This window comes from Cohnella candidum, from assembly GCF_003713065.1.
Lineage (GTDB): Bacteria > Bacillota > Bacilli > Paenibacillales > Paenibacillaceae > Cohnella > Cohnella candidum.
In genome coordinates this window covers 2262127-2281844 of record NZ_CP033433.1, presented here as the reverse complement: position 1 = coordinate 2281844, position 19718 = coordinate 2262127, and the positions used below count along the sequence as shown (strand labels likewise).

At 52.1% G+C, this 19718-nt stretch carries 18 protein-coding genes, 1 pseudogene and 1 riboswitch; of the genes and pseudogenes, 13 read left to right on the top strand and 6 right to left on the bottom strand.

The features are described from left to right. Positions 1 to 60: 60 nt before the first annotated feature. The 3 genes from EAV92_RS10875 to EAV92_RS10865 all read right to left on the bottom strand — a co-directional run bounded on the left by EAV92_RS10875 (position 61) and on the right by EAV92_RS10865 (position 2814). On the bottom strand, positions 61 to 1095 hold the full coding sequence (locus tag EAV92_RS10875; protein ID WP_241158505.1) for a DUF3231 family protein: 1035 nt from the start codon (positions 1093 to 1095) through the stop codon (positions 61 to 63). A 65-nt stretch (positions 1096 to 1160) separates the two neighbouring features. Next, entirely contained in the window at positions 1161 to 1793 is a 633-nt protein-coding gene (locus tag EAV92_RS10870) for a DUF2306 domain-containing protein (RefSeq protein WP_338134416.1), read from the bottom strand. A gap of 16 nt (positions 1794 to 1809) precedes the next feature. Next, positions 1810 to 2814 carry a DJ-1/PfpI family protein gene (locus tag EAV92_RS10865; protein ID WP_123041103.1) on the bottom strand — a complete coding sequence of 335 codons (1005 nt, stop codon included), beginning with the start codon at positions 2812 to 2814 and terminating at the stop codon, positions 1810 to 1812. Between the two features lie 180 nt (positions 2815 to 2994). Between EAV92_RS10865 and EAV92_RS10860 the strand changes: the two genes are divergently transcribed. Together EAV92_RS10860 and EAV92_RS10855 are read left to right on the top strand one after the other, a co-directional pair. Next, positions 2995 to 3681 carry a response regulator transcription factor gene (locus EAV92_RS10860; RefSeq protein ID WP_123041102.1) on the top strand — a complete coding sequence of 229 codons (687 nt, stop codon included), beginning with the start codon at positions 2995 to 2997 and terminating at the stop codon, positions 3679 to 3681. Position 3682: 1 nt separating this feature from the next. Continuing rightward, on the top strand, positions 3683 to 4753 hold the full coding sequence (locus tag EAV92_RS10855; RefSeq protein ID WP_123041101.1) for a sensor histidine kinase: 1071 nt from the start codon (positions 3683 to 3685) through the stop codon (positions 4751 to 4753). Here EAV92_RS10855 and EAV92_RS10850 read toward each other — a convergent pair. Beyond that, complete coding sequence (locus EAV92_RS10850) at positions 4745 to 5503, bottom strand: DeoR/GlpR family DNA-binding transcription regulator (protein ID WP_123041100.1); 759 nt, start codon at positions 5501 to 5503, stop codon at positions 4745 to 4747. The two genes, EAV92_RS10855 and EAV92_RS10850, sit on opposite strands and share 9 nt — an antisense overlap. 234 nt (positions 5504 to 5737) lie before the next feature. Here EAV92_RS10850 and EAV92_RS10845 point away from each other — a divergent pair, with 234 nt between their 5' ends. The 4 genes from EAV92_RS10845 (at position 5738) to EAV92_RS10830 (ending at position 11601) form a co-directional block, all read left to right on the top strand. Then, positions 5738 to 6781, top strand: coding sequence for an oxidoreductase (locus EAV92_RS10845; protein WP_123041099.1), 1044 nt, complete (start codon positions 5738 to 5740; stop codon positions 6779 to 6781). Between the two features lie 19 nt (positions 6782 to 6800). Then, complete coding sequence (locus tag EAV92_RS10840; protein WP_123041098.1) at positions 6801 to 7277, top strand: heme-degrading domain-containing protein; 477 nt, start codon at positions 6801 to 6803, stop codon at positions 7275 to 7277. A gap of 258 nt (positions 7278 to 7535) precedes the next feature. Continuing rightward, complete coding sequence (locus EAV92_RS10835) at positions 7536 to 10721, top strand: efflux RND transporter permease subunit (protein WP_123041097.1); 3186 nt, start codon at positions 7536 to 7538, stop codon at positions 10719 to 10721. 19 nt (positions 10722 to 10740) lie between these two features. Beyond that, the gene (locus EAV92_RS10830; RefSeq protein WP_123041096.1) at positions 10741 to 11601 is read left to right on the top strand and encodes a TetR/AcrR family transcriptional regulator; all 861 of its coding nucleotides are present in this window, start codon (positions 10741 to 10743) and stop codon (positions 11599 to 11601) included. 67 nt (positions 11602 to 11668) lie between these two features. Here the strand turns inward: EAV92_RS10830 and EAV92_RS10825 are convergent, their stop codons facing one another. Further along, complete coding sequence (locus EAV92_RS10825) at positions 11669 to 12058, bottom strand: DUF2243 domain-containing protein (RefSeq protein ID WP_123041095.1); 390 nt, start codon at positions 12056 to 12058, stop codon at positions 11669 to 11671. A 71-nt stretch (positions 12059 to 12129) separates the two neighbouring features. Here EAV92_RS10825 and EAV92_RS10820 point away from each other — a divergent pair, with 71 nt between their 5' ends. The 3 genes and pseudogenes from EAV92_RS10820 (at position 12130) to EAV92_RS10810 (ending at position 15646) form a co-directional block, all read left to right on the top strand. Continuing rightward, complete coding sequence (locus tag EAV92_RS10820; protein ID WP_123043684.1) at positions 12130 to 12966, top strand: SPL family radical SAM protein; 837 nt, start codon at positions 12130 to 12132, stop codon at positions 12964 to 12966. A 101-nt stretch (positions 12967 to 13067) separates the two neighbouring features. Continuing rightward, positions 13068 to 13751, top strand: coding sequence for a lysoplasmalogenase (locus EAV92_RS10815; RefSeq protein WP_164472726.1), 684 nt, complete (start codon positions 13068 to 13070; stop codon positions 13749 to 13751). A 131-nt stretch (positions 13752 to 13882) separates the two neighbouring features. Continuing rightward, positions 13883 to 15646: pseudogene (locus tag EAV92_RS10810) on the top strand (glycoside hydrolase family 2 protein). Between the two features lie 50 nt (positions 15647 to 15696). Here EAV92_RS10810 and EAV92_RS10805 read toward each other — a convergent pair. Then, positions 15697 to 16635: an NAD-dependent epimerase/dehydratase family protein gene (locus EAV92_RS10805; protein WP_123041093.1), complete on the bottom strand. Its 939-nt coding sequence runs from the start codon at positions 16633 to 16635 to the stop codon at positions 15697 to 15699. Positions 16636 to 16759: 124 nt separating this feature from the next. Here EAV92_RS10805 and EAV92_RS10800 point away from each other — a divergent pair, with 124 nt between their 5' ends. From EAV92_RS10800 to queE, 4 genes are all read left to right on the top strand, one after another. After that, positions 16760 to 17593 carry a helix-turn-helix transcriptional regulator gene (locus EAV92_RS10800; protein ID WP_241158504.1) on the top strand — a complete coding sequence of 278 codons (834 nt, stop codon included), beginning with the start codon at positions 16760 to 16762 and terminating at the stop codon, positions 17591 to 17593. A gap of 77 nt (positions 17594 to 17670) precedes the next feature. Next, positions 17671 to 17714: riboswitch (PreQ1 riboswitch) on the top strand. 59 nt (positions 17715 to 17773) lie between these two features. Continuing rightward, positions 17774 to 18481 (top strand): 7-cyano-7-deazaguanine synthase QueC, encoded by a 708-nt coding sequence (queC, locus tag EAV92_RS10795; RefSeq protein WP_123041091.1) that lies wholly within the window; start codon positions 17774 to 17776, stop codon positions 18479 to 18481. Then, positions 18435 to 18881, top strand: a complete 447-nt coding sequence (queD, locus tag EAV92_RS10790; protein ID WP_123041090.1) for a 6-carboxytetrahydropterin synthase QueD — start codon at positions 18435 to 18437, stop codon at positions 18879 to 18881. Before queC ends, queD begins: the two co-directional genes overlap by 47 nt. Further along, the gene (gene queE, locus EAV92_RS10785; protein ID WP_123041089.1) at positions 18871 to 19599 is read left to right on the top strand and encodes a 7-carboxy-7-deazaguanine synthase QueE; all 729 of its coding nucleotides are present in this window, start codon (positions 18871 to 18873) and stop codon (positions 19597 to 19599) included. The genes queD and queE overlap by 11 nt, the downstream gene beginning before the upstream one ends. The last annotated feature ends 119 nt before the right edge of the window (positions 19600 to 19718 follow it).

The following is a 19718-nucleotide window of genomic DNA, read 5'->3' as shown; positions in this document are numbered from 1 at the left end:
GTTGGAAAAAGGCTGCCGTCTTGGCAGCCTTTTTAGTCAGGGTCTTTTGTATTCTAAACTTCACCCCGGCTCCGGCCGGTTCAACAATTTCTTGCGATCCGTCGCAAGCGGGGGTTGTTCCAGCCATCTCCGTTCTACCACGGCATCGAACGTGGATTTGCCGTAGGCCATCACTTCCGCGATGATTTTGGTGTAATGGGCGGCGAGATCGGCGCGCATCGCCAAGGACAAAGCATGCGAGATCAAGACGATGTCCACGGAGTTCAAGATGTGGACCATAGAAAGGATGAGCTTTTCCGAGAATGGAGATGCGGTGGAGGCTGTCACTTCCATGCTGACGGTCACGGTTCCGAGTAAATCTTCCTCCATGAGCAGGGTGTTGAACAGCTCGATTTGCTTCTCGCTGATTTTCTTGCCTCGGATGATCAAATCCCGCAAGTCTTTGTCGTCCACAACTTGCGCGAATCCCAGCATGAGAATCACGGAAAAGTAGTTCCGTTCGATATTGAAAAAGATTTCCGAAAGTTCGATCGCGTTTAGAGGGCGATGCTTGCCCAAGAATCCATTCAAGATGGTCTCTTTCTGAACATATTCGACTTCTTGGGGGTAGTTCATTTTCGGCGGACGGTCGTATATCCCTTTCTCCAACATCATCCGCACGGCTTTGCCGAACATCTCGGTGCTCTGGTGCAGACACTCGTTAAAAAAATCGAGCACATCCAACCTGACGTTGTTGGAAGCGACGAACGAATAGTTGATCATGGAAAGCCGATTCATCATGTAGATAAAGCTTAAGCTGAACGTATCCAGGAAAAGGGGAGGCGCGGTTAAGTTCACGTCGTTTTCCGAAAAACCCGCCGGGATCGGAAAATTTTCCGATTGGAACAGGGATTCGATTTTCTCGATTCGTCGTTGCGAAAGCTTCAACGCCTCTTGCGCAAGCGGAATGATCTCCGCGTCCTGAAGATGGTGAAGGAAATAGGTCAGGAAACAGCTCGACGCGGTCTCCTGCAGATAGATGCCCCAGAGCCCTCCGATTTCCGTACACGAAAATTCGATATTCACGGCTTTAATATCAGGTTTCCCGCCGAACAAGAATAACCACCTGCTTATGTAAAAATTGGTTGCCCATTCAGGTTTCCCTTTTGGTAGTCCGGTATTCAACGCTTATCTATAAGGCGGGGCCCGGTTCGAAAAAGTACTTCAGGAACGATGAGGATCAGTGCGATCGAAACGTACACGGCGAGCGTATAACCGGTTCCATATTCGATACCGATCATCCGGTTAAACACGAAGGTGAACAGATGGATGAGCAGATTCGTAAAGCAAAACGCGTAACTTCGAATCATCCATCTGCGGTGCAGGGAAATCCGTTTTCTTAAAATGTGGACGATTGCTGTCGTGGTTGCGGCCAGCCACAGCATATTTAACAAGTTGAAGCCCATGCTGCCGATCTTACCGCCCGTCGCGTAGGGTGCCATGTAACCGGATGTGATGACGACGACGAGTACTGACGATACGTAGACATAGCCGTTTACGCGATGAAATTTGCGGTATCGCGCATGAATGCCCGTCACCAGATTCAGGAATCCGGTCGCCATCGCGACGCAAGCCATCCCCACATGAATGTACATGACCTGCAGCCAGAACCGCGGTTCGGGCCGCACGAGGTTCGCTTTGTGACGGAGAAACGCTTCAGCGTGCGGATCCAGTACGTAATTGCTGACCAGAACATAAAGGATGTAAAGGGCACAGATGGATGCGACCGTGTAGAAAATTTGACGTCTGCTCATCATTCATTCCCTCCGGTTATAACCGTTTCCCCGTTAATTTGGAGGCCGGCAGTACGCCGGCTTTGGCGAAGCCCGTCATTACATCGCCATCGACCACCACTTCGAATTTCAAGTTCAAACGCAGCGGCTTCGTAATTTGCTGCGACCAGCGCAGGACTTCACCGCTAATTTCAGGATCGATAAACGCGCTGATCTCGTCCCCTTGCGCCGCGGTTCCTTGAATGACTCCTTTAACGGTAGCGATGTTCAGCTTCACCTGCAATTTTCCTACCGGGGTGGCGATGACTGTGTCCCATTCTCCGTCGAAAATTGAATTCGGCGCAGTATGCCTCGATAAATCTGAAGTGGACTCAACCATCGGAGCTTCCTTCGCGCTACTGCTCGGAGCGTTTCCGGTATTGCGCCACACCGTTCCCCTTCGCTCGAACTCGAACAACTGCTCAATGGCATGCGCGATGCGCGGGCCGAGTTCGCGTTCCACCAGATGGATCGCGACATCGAGTCCTGAAGTCACGCCGCCGCCGGAAACGAAGTTGCCGTCATCCACGACCCGAGCCGATACGGGTATGGCGCCTGTTGCCCCGAGTAAGTCCATCCCCAAATGATTCGTGACCGCCGGCCTGCCTTCCAAGAGTCCTGCCATCGCCAGTACAAGAGAGCCCCCGCACACCGTCGAAACGGTGATATCCCCACGGGCCAGTCCCTTTTCAATCACCCCTGCCAATTCCGAGTTCGCGGCACGCGCCAAAAGGGCAGGAACCGCATCCGGTCCGTCGCCCTCCAATTCGCCGGCAGCTCCGGGAACAAGAATAATCCCCGGTTGCTCCCCGTTCAGCTTACCGGTTGCTTCGATCTTTAAGCCGTTCACTCCGCTCGTTACTTGCCTCGGTCCTTCCGCCGTCACGAATTCCACCTGCATCTTCCGATCCGTGAACAATCCGGCCGCCGAAAATACTTCGTAAGGCGCAATGGCATCCAGCAGATCGAACCCATCGAACAAAACGATTTGAACGTTCAGCATTCCGATATCCCCCCTTTGTTTTCGTCATGTGAAGGATAGCAGGCAAATCTCTCGGACTTAGCGGCAAAAATGTCACAAAACGATAAACAAACGGTTACGATCTGCGTGGAAACCGTCTGTTGATCCGACGAAGATGGTAAACTGAAGGAAAATCGGGACGCGCTAAGGTGGATACATCGAGTGGACGAAAAACGGACGATTTTGGTCGTGGATGACGACAGGAGCATCGCCGAACTGCTGAGAGACTTTTTGGAGCATGATGGTTTTCGGGTCGTTCTGGCCCATGATGCGGCGCAAGCATGGACGGAATTTCAGTCGAATAGGGTTGATGCCGTCATTCTGGACATCATGATGCCGGGAGAAAACGGATTCGATTTTTGCCGGCGCGTGCGGAAGGATAGCCAGGTTCCGATTTTGTTCCTGAGTGCCCGCGGCGCGGATGTGGACAAGATTCGCGGACTGACGCTGGGCGGAGACGATTATATCGTCAAATCCGCTTCTCCCGGCGAAATCGTGGCCCGCGTCAAAGCGGTTCTCCGTCGTACAAGCCAGCCGCTGACAGGCAGAGGGAAGATGCTGGATTATGGCCGCCTCCAATTGGACTTGTACACCAGAGAAGTGTTCGTCGACGGAATGAGCATCTCGCTGACACCCAAGGAGTATGAACTGCTTCGATTGTTCGCGGAGCATCCGAGACAGGTGTTCACTTATGAGCAATTGCTCTCGAAGTTTTGGGAGGGCATCGGAGACAAACATACGATTCGCGTCCACCTGAGTCGGCTTCGGGAGAAGATCGAGATCGATCCTGAGAAACCGCAGCTTTTGACCAACGTATGGGGCGTCGGTTATCGCTTCGAGGGAGCGTAAAATGAAGAAACTTCGGGTTCGTACCTATTTCATGCTCAGCTTAATGCTTTTTCTGCTGCTTCCTTGGCTTTGTTACCTGACCGCACACCTTTTGACGACCCATTCGTTGCGATTGGGAGAGGAGCGGCCGAGTTCATCCTTGGTCCTCATGACGGCATCCTCGGGACTGTTATTGGCATTTATTATCGCGGGCATTTGGATGCGGCGGCTTCTTCTCGCACCACTGGAGGGCATGGGCCAAGCTGCAAGGCAGATTGCCACGGGTGATTGGGACGTTCGTTTGCCTGACTCCGCCGTCAGAGAGATCGCTGAAGTTCGGGACGGGTTCGAGGTGATGGTGGATGGACTTCAAAGCGCGTACCGGAAGCAGACGGAATTGGAAGAGGAAAGAAGATTCATGATCGCGGCCGTCGCGCATGATTTGCGGACGCCGCTTTTCGCGTTGCGAGGATATTTGGACGGGCTCGAACAAGGCATTGCGCGAACACCGGAACAGATGGCGAAGTATGCAGCGGTTTGTAAGGAAAAAGCGGCACAGTTGGACCGTCTGGTTGAGGATCTTTTCACCTTTACGAAAATGGAGTACCCGGAAACGGCTTTGCGCGAGGCCGCGTGCGACTTCAACGAGATTGTCCAAAAAGCGGTCGAATCCTTGAAGCCGCAATCCCAGCAGAAGCAGATCTCGGTCGTAACCCGTGACGCGGAGGATGCGTGCTTGATCCGAGCCGATGCTCACTTGCTGGAGAGAGCTTTGAGCAATTTGTTGGACAATGCCGTGCGGCATACGCCTGTTTATGGCCGAATTCACATTCAATGCCGTCGGGAAGAGGACCGAGTCCTTTTTGCCATCCGCGATTCAGGACCGGGTTTTGCGGCGGAGGAACTCGAACACGTATTCGAGCCGCTTTATCGGGGGGAGCAATCGAGAAACCGTGACACGGGCGGTGCCGGATTGGGGCTCGCCATCTCGCGTCGAATCATCCGTCAACATGGCGGCGAGCTCGCCGCGGGCAACGACCCAAGTGAAGGCGCGATCCTAACGGGATGGATTCCGGTAAATGTTTCAAGTTGAAGCCACGATGACTCGGATTTCGCAATCGTCGAAAATTTTGCCGAAGGGAGCCTTAGGCTCGACATCCGTGATGAGAATGTCGATGGCATCGAACGGGCACACGCGGTGGAACAGTTGTTTTTCGAATTTGGCGCCATCCGCCAGGAGAATGACCTGATTCGCCCTCTTGATCATTTCTCGTTTGGTGTAGGCCTCTTCTTCCGTGGGCGCGAACAATCCTTCCGGCGAGATGCCGCACGTCCCGAGGAAAAGCTTGTCCACTTTGATATCCTGAAGCATTTCGATCGTACGAGGACCGTGAGCATATCGATGCCAAGTGTTCAATACCCCGCCGAGCAGATGAATGTTCGTTTGCGGTTTGTCGCAAAGCACGGCGGCGATGTCGATGGAGTTGGTCACGATGACATTATCTACGGTGGTCAAAAATTCCGCGATGTATTGAGTCGTGGTTCCCGTATCCAGAAGCAAGTAATCCCCGTCGTGAATGAGCGACGTCGCGGCAACCGCAATGGAACGCTTGTTTTCCGCATCGGTCAACCGCTCTTTGTAGCTGTTGATCTGCTTGGTCATGGAGGGCAGTATCGCACCGCCTCGCACCCGAACGATCAGATCGTCCGTCTCCATTTTGACGAGGTCACGCCTAGCCGTGTCGTAGGAAACCTTGTAAATCGAACAGATATCGTCCATGCTTATTTTCCCATTTAACTTCAGATAGTCCACGATCGCTTTGATTCGTTCCTCTTGATTCATGCCGAATGTCCACCCGCCTTCTACGCAACTTCTTAATCATTATAATTATTCTATAGCGTCTGATACAAGCGAAACCCGATCAGTGATCGGGTTTTTTGCAAGTTTTAAGCATTTAATAAGTATTATTATGATATTTTTAAGTTTAATAATTAATTTACTTGTAAAACATAATTAAAATAATTATAATAAAGATGAAAATGCGAGGAATTCAAGAAGTGGGGAGATGGAGTATCTATGAAGAAGCTAAACGTAGGAATCGCGGGTTTTGGATTGTCGGGACAAATTTTTCATGCTCCCATTATTCGGTCCATAGAGGGAATTGAAATCGTGAAAGTTTTCTCGAGTAACGCTCAGAAGGTAAAACAACATTTGCCGGACGCCGACGTCGTGTCCGCATTCGACGACCTGTTATCCGATAACGCCATCGATCTTGTCGTCATTACGACGCCGAATGACACTCATTACGACTTCGCGAAACGATCGCTGATCGCGGGCAAACACGTGGTGGTTGAGAAACCTTTCGTCATCACGTCGGAAGAGGCGAGAGATCTCATGGAGACGGCAGCCCTGCAAAACAGAGTGCTCAGCGTCTATCAGAATCGGCGATGGGATAACGACTTTTTGACCGTCAAAAGAACCGTCGATTCAGGCGTATTGGGAGACATCGCGTTATACGAAGCCCACTATGACCGATACCGTCCGGAAGTCACGGACAGATGGAGAGAGAAGGAAGGGCCCGGTTCAGGCATGCTGTACGATTTGGGGGCGCATTTAATCGATCAAGCGCTGTATTTGTTCGGGAAGCCGGCCAGCGTATACGCCGACGTATTCCCGCAGAGAATCGATTCGAAGGTAGACGATTATTTTCATATCGTACTGACTTACGGGAAGATGCGGGCGATTCTCCATAGCGGTTCTCTCGTCAGCAAGCACGGGCCCAGGTTTCAATTGCACGGAAGCCAAGGCAGCTTCACCAAATACGGGCTCGATTCGCAAGAGGACATGTTGCGGCAAGGGGGCACGCCTGGGAAAGCCGATTGGGGAAAAGACAGGGAGGAAGACTACGGCGAGATTACGCACATGATTAATGGCCGAATGATAACCGAGAAAGTAGAGACGTTGTCGGGTTGCTACGAATGTTACTATCAAGGCATTTATGATGCCATCATGTATAATGCTCCCGCACCAGTACGCGCGGAAGAAGCGTTGATTACGATCAAAGTCATTGAATTGGCGATGCGGAGCAGCGTGGAGAAGAGAACGTTACCTTTTGAATAAAAAACGGGAGGCTGCCCAGATGGAATCCTTGCAAGCATTGTTGGAGGAATTGAAAAAAGAAGAAGAGCAACTTCAATTCGAGCAATTCAACTACCGTACCGCTTATGAATTAGGAATGCAGATGACCGAAGAAGCCTACCGGAGAGGCCTTTCGATCGTGATCGACATTTGCAAGGGGGAGCAGCAGTTGTTTCACCATGCTTTGCCGGGCACCTCCAAGGATAACGACGAGTGGGTCCGGCGAAAGAACCGCGTGGTTAACCGTTTTCTACACAGCTCCTATCGCATGGGGATTTATTACAAATTGCACAACACGGACATCCGGGAAAAATCGTTTCTCGACCCCATGGAATACGCGCCTCACGGCGGCGCTTTTCCGATCATCGTCCGGAATGCCGGCGTGATCGGTACCGTTACGGTATCCGGTCTGCCCCAAAAGGAAGACCACGAATTCGTCGTCGGGATGCTGAGGCGATTTTTAAAAATCGAATTGTGATTTTCGGGAACTTGCCGCCGGAAGGGGGGGATGCTCTTTCTGCTTAACGGCTCGAATCCGATGATGGGGTAATGGAATCCTGTTCGCCAAACGGCGGACAGGATCTTTTTTTAGCACAAATGAATGAATTGACCAATCGTTCAACTAAAATAACCGCATAAAATCAATAGTTCCGAATTTCGCCATTTGAATTTTGACCGATCGTTCGATAAAATGTTCATCAGCGGTACAAACGTACAGAGAGAGGGATGGGAGAGCTTGAGAAGCACCATCGCATTTTCGCTTAAGAATAAGTTCGCTTTATGGATGATCACGTTGATCGTCGCTTTCGCCGGCCTGTATTCGGGCCTGAACATGAAACAGGAGAGCATGCCGAACCTGACGTTTCCCTTCTTGAACGTCACCACGGTATATCCGGGCGCCGCTCCGGACGGCGTCGTGGAGAAGGTGACCGCGCCGCTTGAGCAGCGCCTCAAGGGCATATCGGACATCAAGAACATCACGTCCACTTCGATGGAGAACGTGTCCAACATCATGATCGAATTCAACTTCGGCCAAGACATGGACCAAGCGACGAACGAGATTCGGGAAGCCGTGTCGGCGGTCAGCCTGCCGGACGGCGTTCAGTCGCCCTCGATCTCCAAGTTCTCCTTCAACTCGTTCCCGGTCATTTCGCTCAGTGCCAGCGACGCCAACAATCAAGGGCTCGAAGAGCTGACCCGCATCGTGTCGGATGATATTGAGCCGTCGCTCCAAGGCATTAATGGCGTCGCGTCCGTTCAGATCGCCGGACAATACGTGCAGGAAGTTCAACTGACCTACAATCAGGCAAAAATGGCCGAGCTCGGGATCACTCAGGATACCGTCAAAGGGATCGTACAAGGATCTGCGCTCAAGGCGCCGTTGGGCTTGTTCGAGATGGACAAGTCGGAGAAAGCCGTCGTCGTCGACGGACGGATCACGACCTTGGACGATTTAAAAAATCTTCAGATACCGGTGATTCCTGCCGGCGTAGGTTCCGCACCTTCCGCCGGTGGTGCCGCTATGCCCCAAGCGCAAGCGGGCGACAATGCCGCGCCGAATGCTGCGGCACCGAATGCCGCGCCGAATGCTGCGGCAGCCGCTGCAGCGGGTCTTCCGACCGTGAAGCTCAGCGATATCGCGACGATCGAATTGACCGGCAAAGCCGAGTCGATCTCGCGTACGAACGGCCGCGAATCGATCGGCATCCAGATCGTCAAGGCGAACGATGCCAACACGGTGGACGTCGTCAACGCGGTGAAAGATCAAATCCCGACCTTCGAGAAAAAGTATAACGGCCTGAAACTCGACGTCCTGCTGGACCAAGGGAAACCGATCGAGAAGTCCGTAGACACGATGCTCGAGAAAGCGTTGTTCGGCGCGTTGTTCGCCGTCATCGTCATTCTCTTGTTCCTGCGGAACATCCGCACGACGCTGATCTCGATCGTATCGATTCCGCTATCGCTCGTGATCGCGGTACTTCTTCTTAAGCAGTTCGACATCACGCTCAACATTATGACGCTTGGCGCGATGACTGTGGCGATCGGCCGGGTCGTGGACGATTCCATTGTCGTCATCGAGAACATTTACAGGCGGATGTCGCTGAAGAACGAGACGCTGACCGGCAAAGAACTGTTCGTCGAAGCGACCCGTGAAATGTTCATGCCGATCATGTCCTCCACGATCGTCACCGTGGCGGTGTTCCTGCCGCTGGGTCTCGTAACGGGGATGGTCGGCCAGCTGTTCCTGCCGTTCGCGCTGACCATCGTCTTCTCGCTTCTTGCTTCGCTAATCGTGGCCATCACGGTCGTGCCGATGCTGGGGCATATGCTGTTCCGCAAGGGAATCAAAGAGAGCAAGAAACACGTACATGAAGAGAAACCGGGCGCACTGGCCGGCGGCTACCGCAAGGTACTTCGCTGGACGCTGAACCATAAAATCATCACCTTCGGACTCGCCGTCGTTCTCCTCATAGGAAGCTTCGGACTCGTTCCGCTGATCGGCTCCAGCTTCCTTCCGGAACAAGAGCAGAAGTTCGCCATGATCACCTATACGCCGCAGCCGGGCGACCGGATCGAAGACGTGGAGCAGCGCGCGCTGGCGGCCGAGAAAATGATTTTGGGATCGAAGGATCCTGACCTGGTGAATCTCCAATATTCGGTCGGCGGCTCCAACCCGCTTCAACCGGGACCTTCCAAATCGGGATTGTTCTACCTGCAGTATAAGGATGAAACGAAAAATTTCGAAGACAAGAAAAAAGCGCTCGTAGCCAAGCTCCAGCAAACCGTTCCCCAAGGGGAATGGGCCCAGATGGACATGGGGGGCGGAGGCGTGGGCGGAAGCACGTTCAGCTTGAGCGTCTATGGGGAAAGCCTCGACGATATCAAACCGGTCGTGAGCGAGATCGCCGGGATGATGAGCAAGGACGCTTCCTTCGAAAACGTAGATACGAGTATGTCTAAAACGTATGACCAATACACGATTGCGGCCGATCAGGCCAAGCTGAGCAAGTATGGACTCACGGCGGGCCAGATCGCCATGAAGCTGAGTCCGGTCCGCACCCGTCCGGTGTTGACGCATGTGAAGGTAGAGGACAAGACCTACGACGTCTATGTGCACGTGGACACTGCAACTTACAATACGGCGGATGACATCAAAAAAGCGACTCTCACCTCCCCGCTCGGTGTACAGGTGCCGATCGGAGACGTCGCGACGATTGAAGAAGGCACGTCCCCGAACAGCATTTCGAGGGATGCTGGCCGCATGGTCGTGACGGTAAGCGGCGACGTCACGGTGAAGGACGTGAAGAAGGCATCGTCCGATTTCCTCAAGCAAGTCGATCAGGTGAAGAAGCCGGCTACCGTTGAAATTAAAACGGGCGGGGTGACCGAGCAAATCAACGACACGTTCTCCCAGCTCGGAATCGCGATGGCCGCCGCAATCGCCATCGTCTACCTGGTGCTCGTCCTTACGTTCGGCGGCGCGCTCGCCCCGTTCGCGATCATGTTCTCGCTTCCGTTCGCCATCATCGGCGGTTTGGTCGCGCTGTATCTTGCAGGAGAAACGCTGAGCGTCTCCGCCTTGATGGGCGCGCTCCTGTTGATCGGCATCGTGGTGACGAATGCCATCGTCTTGATCGACCGCGTCATTCACAAGGAGCGAGAAGGCATGTCGACCCGCGAAGCGCTGCTTGAAGCGGCGGGCACCCGTCTGCGCCCGATCCTGATGACGGCACTGGCGACCATCGGCGCTCTTCTTCCGCTGGTCTTCGGGATGGAAGGCGCGGGCATCATCTCCCGCGGACTCGGCGTCACCGTCATCGGCGGATTGATCAGCTCGACGTTCCTGACGCTCATCATCGTGCCGATCGTATATGAGACGTTGATGAAGATTCGCCGCAAACCGAAACAGACCACGGCATAAGAAGGAGGCGCAGCCGATTTTGCAGAAGAAGAAATTGCAGATCCTGGAGGCGGCCATGCGCCTCTTCGCCCGCCAAGGCTTCCACGCGACGTCCATCCAGGAAATCGTGGACGAGCTCGGCATGGCCAAAGGCTCCATCTACTTCTATTTCAAATCGAAAGACGAGCTGCTTCTGTCCATTTTCGAATACTACGGCGAACAGCTGTACAACGGAATGGCCGAACAACCGGGTGAAGAAGGGCTTTCTCCTCGTGAAGCTCTCCGAGTGCAGTTGGAGCGGCAAATCCGGTTCATTAGGGAAAACGTCGAATTCATCCAAATGTTGATCAAAGAGCCGCTGATCGGCGTCGACCATGTGCAGCTTAAATCCTTCGCTTTCCGCTTCAGAAGCCGCTATTTGAACTGGCTGAATGCGCGGATTCAAGCCATCTACGGGAATGAAGCGGAACGGTATTGGGCGGACGGCGTTCTGATCTTATCGGGCATGATGAACGACTTTATGCAGGGGCTGCTGATCGACCGCGACGCGATTCAGGACCGAAGACTCTCGGACTTTTTGGTTCGGCGTTTGGACGACGTGATGCGCGGCATGATGGAAGCGGGTGAACCTCCGATCATGGGGCAGTCGGGTTTCCGTAAAATGATCGGGTTCGGCACGCCGGACGGGGAAACGGAGCAGAAGGCGGCTATTTTGGCCGAAATCAAAGGATTGGCCGAAGGGACGGATTCGGAAGAAACCGTTGCGCTGCTCGAGGCGGAACTGAACAAAGCGGTGCCTCACCGTGTCGTCGTCCGGGCCATGTTGGCGTTATTGGAAAAGCAGGCTGAACCGGAGTGGAACGACACGCTGCAGCGTCTCGGACGAATTTTGGAAGCTTAAACTTTCGCATAGCAAAAAGCCCTTGGCGTTCACTTGCGCCAGGGGCTTCGTTCGTTTGTTGTCGGGCTCAGAGAGACACGTTTTTGCTAATGTTTCGCGGAGCTCTCTCCAGTTTTACGCCATAAGTGACAAAGACGATCCCTGCAACGACGAGGATGGGTTCCAGCCAATTCGCTTCCGGTCCGTTCGTAATCCGATGGAGTTGAAAAATCCAATGGAAAACGACAATATCAAAGCTAAGGAATAAACCCGTCGCCACGGTGAATCCGTTAAAAAATGATCTGGAAAAAAACTTGCGGAAGACCGCCATCAGAATCAGAAGAACGACGATGCCGAATAATACGGCTCCGATTCGTTCAGCCGGCGTGTCCGCTTTGATTCCAGCAGCAAAAGCATCCATGATATGAAAGCAAAATTCAGACAGAAGAAAACCTGCGAATGCACCGATATATTTCACCCGGAAGGCTCCTTTTCGTTCATAATCTTCATTAGGATTATACACTTGATTTTGTGAAATGGGCGATGTTGATGAATCTTCAAACCAAGGAAGTCATAACCAAGAACATCCTCACGGAAGCCAAGGGATATTTGGACGTCGGATTTACCCATTCCTTGAATCCCTACAGCGGCTGCGCGTTTGCGTGCAAGTACTGCTATGTGCGGGAGATGCCGATCCAGAAGTTCAAAGAAAAGCCTTGGGGAGAATGGCTGGACATCAAAACGAACGCGGCGGAAAAGTATCGGCAAGAGGTTATCAAGCTTCGCGGAAAAAACAAGCCCGTCAACATCTTCATGTCCTCCGCGACGGACCCTTACCAGCCCATTGAACGTGAGGCTCAAATTACGCATGGGATCTTAGAGGAAATGACGGTAAATCCTCCCGATTTCCTTCAAATCCAGACGCGAAGTCCGCTTGTCGCTCGGGACATTGCTTTGCTCGTCCAGTTGAAGGAGAAATGTGAACTTCTTGTATCCATGACGATCGAAACCGATCGGGAAGAGATCAAGCGGATTTTTGCCCCTTATGCGCCGGGCATCCGCCTTCGGATCAAAGCGCTGAAAGAAGTTCATGAAGCGGGGATTCCGACGCAAGCCTCGATATCTCCGGTTTTGCCGTTCACTCCTGACTTTCCCAAATTACTTACGGACATCGCGGATCACATCTGGATCGATACCCTGAACATCGGAGACGGAATGTTGGGCCGACGCTCGGAACGATTGGGGATGTCGGGATTGTTCGAACAACATGAACTTTCGCCGTGGTATGACAAAGACCTGCATGTCCGAGTCGCGAAATATTTCGGTCGTTATTTTCCGCACGATCGCATCAGGGTTTCGAAATCGGAAGCATTTCCGAACAGATAAGGAGACGCTCGCCAGCTCCCGTTCGGAACGGCTTGGGAGTAATCTGTGAGAACGACTTGCTATTCTTCCATATGATATCTATCCGAATTGGAGGGCATTGTATGGATCGGAAAAGATTGTTGCTCACAGCCATCATCATTTTATCAGGGGCAGGGTATTTGCTGGCGATGGCGGAACAAAGCATGACCATGCGATGGATCTTGAAACCGGGAACGATCTTGCTCATCATCGGACTCGCCTTAACGCTGCGCAATACCGCCAAAGCGTATCGCAACCTGGTCATCGTGGGATTGCTTCTCTCGGCCGCCGGCGATTGTTTCTTGCTGTTGGAAGGCAGCAAATGGTTCGTTCTAGGGCTTAGCTCCTTCTTGCTCGCGCACCTGACGTATATTGCGGCATTCGCGACGAGATGGCGGGGGTTGTCTCTCTATCGTCTATTGACGTTGATTCCCATTGCCCTGTATTCTGCTTGGCTGCTTAGCGAATTACATAAGGGGATATACACCGGAGGGAATACCGGACTGTGGCTTCCCGTACTGGTTTACGTCATCGTCATATCCGCCATGATCCTCAGCGCTGTGATCAGCGGCAGTGGGGTCGCTATGGCAGGCGCGGTCGTATTCTTCGTGTCCGATTCCCTGCTAGCCTGGAACATGTTCGTATCCCCGATCGATGGGGCCGGATATGCCGTCATGGTCACTTATTACGCCGCGCAATTCATGATTGCCAAGAGTATTGAAAACCATAAATATTCGACGGGGGCGCAAGGTTTAGCTATTCTTTGACTGAACCGCCCGCTACCAGAAAGGCGTATTCGACTTCGTTCAAGTCGAATACGTCTTTTTTATTTGCATGTGGTACATTTAATTTACGGCAAGAGATGAAGCAGTTATCGTGCGGGAGGGTGTTGAACGCGATGAATACGTTCCATTCGACCAGGACGGAGTATCCCCGTCCGGTACTTCGGCGAAGTGAATGGCTTAGTTTAAATGGAGAATGGGAATTCGCTTTCGACGATGAGAGGAAGGGAGAAAAAGACAAGTGGTATTTGGCGGATTCTCCGTTCAATCGGAAGATTCAAGTGCCGTTCGCATATCAAAGCGCGCTCAGCGGTATCGGAGATCCTTCTTTTCATGATGTCGTCTGGTATCGGAAAGTCGTCGAAATCCCGCAAGATTGGAACGATAGGCGAATCATCATTCATTTTGGCGCGGTGGATTACCTGACCCGAGTGTGGATCAACGGGGAATTGGCCGCGATCCACGAAGGCGGTCACACCCCGTTTCAAGCGGATATTACCGATTTGTTGACGGGTAACCGCATCGTCATAACGGTAAGAGTCGAAGATGACAGCAAGGATTTGACGCAGCCTAGAGGCAAGCAATATTGGGAAGAACGCTCTTCCGGCATCTTTTACACCCGGACGACGGGCATTTGGCAGAGCGTCTGGCTTGAGCCTGTCCACGCCGTTCATCTAAAGAAGATCAAATACAAACCGGATATCGACCGGAACGATATCGAGATTCGTACGTTCGTCACCGATCATCCCGCCGGCCAAGAAGTATGGTTGAAAATGAGGGTCACCTTCGAAGGAACGACCGTATCGGAACAACGATACAGAATACACGGCAGGGAAGAGACGCGTACGATCCGGCTGCATGGCGGCAACGATCATGGATTCGGCCGCTTGTGGACGCCGGAAAATCCGAACTTGTACGACATCCGTTTCGAGCTTTCTGTAAACGGTGTCACGGTAGACGAGTGCGACAGTTATTTCGGCATGCGGAAAATTTCGATCGAAGACGGCAAGTTTAAATTGAACAACCGGCCTTATTTCATGCGCATGGTGCTGGATCAAGGCTATTTTCCGGATGGTAATCTTACCGCTCCTTCACTGGATGCGATCGTTCGTGACGTTCAGCTCACGAAGGCCATGGGATTTAACGGCGTGCGCAAACATCAGAAAACGGAAGATCCGCGCTTCTTATAAGAGTGCGATCGGCAAGGTTTGCTGGTCTGGGGAGAATGCGCGAACGCTTACGTTTATTCGGATGACTACGTACATCGGATTACCCGCGAGTGGCAAGAGATTCTGGAGAGGGATTACAACCATCCTTGCATCGCAGCGTGGGTTCCGATTAACGAGAGCTGGGGCGTTCCCAACATCCAGATCGATGCGAGGCAGCAGCAACACGTCTTGTCGCTGTACCATCTGATCAAATCGCTGGACGATACGAGACCCGTCATCGGCAACGACGGATGGGAGATGCTGAAGACGGATTTGGTCGGCATTCACGATTACGAGTGGAGGGAAGACGTATTGTCCCAACGTTATGCCACGGCGGATAATGCGATTCAAGCCATGCCGGCCAATAGAAGAAGATTACTCGTGGGAGGCGCCGCGTACGAAGGGCAGCCGATCCTCGTCACGGAATTCGGGGGCATTTCTTTTCCGAAGAGAGGGGAAGGATGGGGGTATTCCGTGGCAAGCAACGAGCAGGATTTCCTTCGCCGACTGAAAGCCGTATTTCGTCCTCTGTACCTCTCTCCGGTCGTTCAAGGGTTTTGCTATACGCAATTAACGGACGTGGAGCAAGAAATCAACGGTCTGTTAACCTATGATCGTGTACCCAAGGCACCGATCGAGAAGATTCGGCAAATCGTTTGCGGAGAGTTTTAATGTTGCCACAGGGATTGTAGGCGGCTTTGCAGGTACTTTATTGCATATGATTACACCACATTCCCCGAACGTAACCAACCAATATAATCTGCAATCCCCCGCTCGATGTCGTATGCAGGCTCGTATCCCGTATCTTGTCGAATGCGAGTGATGTCGAGGCAAACGTCCAAACGGTGACCCTTGGGCAGAGAAATCTCTGCGTCCGGGATGATACGGTGGATTGCCGCGACGAACTCTTCATTCCGGATGATACGTCCCGAACCGATGTTGTAGGTGCTGTGGTTCAGTTGCTGAGCGGTTTGGAGGAGTGCAATGGCTCGGGCACAATCTTTGACGTAACACATATCGTACGCATCCAAGAGATGAGATGAAGCCGTGTTTGAAAAATTAGCCGGCATCCCGCTTACTGCAGCTTGGACAAGCTTGGGGGCGACGACAAGGTTGGCAGCTGACTTTTGCATAGGGCCCCAGATACCTGCGATTCGAAGGTTCACCACCTCAAAGCCCGCGCTACGGGCGATATAAGACGCGATTAGTTCGGAGCTCTTTTTGAAGGCCGTGAAGGGATTGTCTGCGGACATTGGCAGCGGCATATCCTCACGGAACGGGCTTTCACTCACGCCCATATAGACGCCAATTGCGCTGCTGATGCTGACCCGGGGGACGCCCCATTGATGAGCCGCCTGCAGAACGTTTTGCAGGCTTTCATGATGTGCACGAAGCTTATCAAAGAGACCGGTCACACCGGAACCCGGCATCGCCAAGTGGATGATTCCAGAAATGTTGCGGCGCTTACCGATCTCAAGGAATGCCGATGGATCCGTAATATCTACCTGCTCTATGAACGCGCGCTTGCCGAGTTCGCTTTTGATAAAGCTCGGGATATCGGAGGTTCGATACTGCGTAAGCACGCAGGTCTCGCCAAGATCAAGCAGTGCTCTTGTCGTGTGAGTGCCGATGAATCCTAAGCCGCCAGTAATTAGAATCATTCGGATTTCCCTCCAACCCGTCATTTTCCAGTGCTATACTGGAATTATGACAAAACCTGCATCAATCTGCCTTCCTGTGTTTTTCGTACGATTGGAAGTGTTAGGCTAAATGAGGTGGTTCATCGTGAAGGAAGGTTCTTCCCCAGAAACGCTTTCGTTAGGTGAGTTTTTGCGAGCACGTCGAGAACGACTTACTCCGGAAGATGTGGGGCTGCCGTTCTATGGCCGACGCCGGACGCCAGGGCTTCGCCGTGAAGAAGTGGCACAGATGGCCCACATCGGTACTTCGTGGTACACATCCTTAGAGCAGGGGAGAGTGTCCAATCCGTCCGATCAGGTACTGGACAGCTTAGCCATTGCGCTGCGATTATCAAGTGGGGAGAGACGCCATCTCTATACGCTTGCAAGGCCCGTGGAGCGGGAGCTTGTCCACGCGAGTCAAGAGGTGACGCTTGGGTTGGAACGTACGGTGCTTGCCCTCGATCCGAATCCTGCGCTCGTTTTGGGGAGTAGCTGGGACATGCTGCTATGGAACAAAGCGGCGGAGTTGGTGTTCAGACTGCCGGCATTCACGAAGGACAGGGTATTAAAACCGAATTGGCTGCGCAGATTTCTAACGGATTCCGAAACTAGGAGGAACAACCCGGATTGGGAGGCCAAAGCGCAGGTCATGATTGCCAGATTTCGTGCGGATTATGCGTACTTCCAACAAGATTCGAGGTTTAACGAGCTCATCGAGGAACTGCTGCGGACGAGTGAAGCGTTCCGTGAGCATTGGCCGAAGCATGACGTTCAAATCACAGTCGATTGCCATAAGCGATGGACGAACCCCAGTATCGGTGAAATGGAATTCGAGTATGTAACCTTGCAGCAGCCAGATCATCCGGGAATCAAAATTGTGATTTATACTGCTTCACCTGCAACGGGTCTTCGTCTGAAGGATTTGCTGGAAATGTAAAACGCGATGGTCGCGGCAAAAGGTTTTGTAGTACAATGGTAAGTAACAAAATAAATTCTGAAATCAATTCGATGGTTTCAGGAGAGGTTTTAGCACACCCTCTATAAAAAACTAAGGAAACGGTATCTCCTTAGATATCGTTTTTTTGTTTTGTTGGGTCAACGAAAGGAGCACGACATGATGAAACAACATAAAGCAGTCGTTGTTTTTAGCGGCGGTCAAGATAGCACGACATGTTTGTTTTGGGCCATGCAACGGTTTGGCGAGGTGGAGGCTGTAACGTTCGATTACGGGCAGCGGCATCGTCTTGAACTCGATTGTGCGGCTCAAATCGCGAAGGAACAGAAGGTACGGCATCATGTATTGGATATGGCTCTTCTGAATCAACTGGCGCCCAATGCTTTGACCAGGCAGGATATTTCCATTGAACATGATGAAGGGGCGTTACCGACGACCTTTGTGGATGGACGAAACTTGTTGTTTTTGACGTTTGCCGCGATATTGGCGAAACAGATCGGGGCGAGACATATTGTAACCGGGGTATGCGAGACGGACTTCAGTGGTTACCCGGATTGCCGGGACGTATTTATCAAATCGCTGAATGTAACGTTAAATCTGGCGATGGAGTACCCATTCGTCATCGAAACGCCGCTGATGTGGTTGACCAAAGCGGATACATGGAGAATGGCCGACGAACTCGGCGTGCTGGAATATGTGCGGGAGAGGACGCTTACTTGCTATAACGGCATCGTGGCCGAAGGCTGCGGAGAATGCCCGTCATGCCTTCTTCGTAAGAAGGGGTTGGAGGAATATCTTCTGAAGAAAAAGGAGGGGCTCAGTGATGATTCAACAAATTTATCCATCCGTCGTCCATCCTTTTTGCTATGAATTGAATAAGGATCTGCAATTTGCCGCAGCGCATTATGTGCCGTCCGACGCTGCGGGGAAATGCAGCCGTGTGCACGGACATACCTATTTCGTCAATGTCACGATTGCCGGCAACGATCTGGATGCAGCCGGATTTTTGGTTAATTTCTCGGAAATCAAGAAGCTGATCCATGACTGTTTCGATCATTCGCTGTTGAATGACCATCATGCTTATTTTAAAGATGAGGATCCGGAACGGTTCCCTACATCGGAGGTTCTGGCCAGAACGGTATACGAAATCATCCAGGCTTATCTTGACCGTTCCGAGAATAAGCCCCGGTGTTTACAGGTTTTCTTAAGGGAAACCCCGACAAGTTATGTGGTGTACCTTCCTAGAGCAGGTGATTCCTATGGCATCTAATCGGTTCCCAATCATGGAGATATTCGGCCCCACCATCCAAGGGGAAGGAATGGTCATCGGGCAGAAAACCATGTTTGTCCGCACAGCAGGCTGCGACTATTCCTGTTCCTGGTGTGATTCCGCCTTTACTTGGGACGGAACGGGCAAGCAAGACATCCGCATGCTGATGGCCTCGGAAATCTTCCAAGAACTATCTCGTATAGGCGGCGAGTCTTTTTCTCATGTGACGCTGTCAGGAGGGAATCCTGCACTTCTTCCTCAACTAAATGAACTCATTGATCTGCTGCACGAAAATGGGATTGCCGTTGCATTGGAGACGCAGGGCAGCCTATGGCGGGATTGGTTCCTCCAAATTGACGAGTTGACTTTGTCCCCGAAACCGCCCAGTTCGGGGATGCAAACCGATTGGGATATTCTCGACGAACTGGTTTCTAGGCTTTCGGACCATAACCGCTGCTTTTGTCTGAAAGTAGTTGTGTTCGACGACGCAGACATTCGATTCGCAGAAGAGGTTCACCGTCGGTATCCGGAAGTGTCCATGTTTTTGCAGGCGGGGAATAACGATATAATGGAAACCGATTCGACCGTATTGTTGAAGCGTTTGATGAAATGTTATGAATGGTTGGTCCAAAGTGTAATGGCATCAACGGTGCTTAGATCGGTAAGAGTTTTACCGCAGCTTCATACCTGGTTATGGGGCAACAAACGTGGAGTGTAACAGCGAGCCGTCAAGAAAACTTGCTGTTACAGACTGCGCGGTGAACCGTATCATAAGGCAAAATTATTCGCAATAATATCTATCAAAAAATGATGGCTCAACTCAGTAGAGTTGAGCCA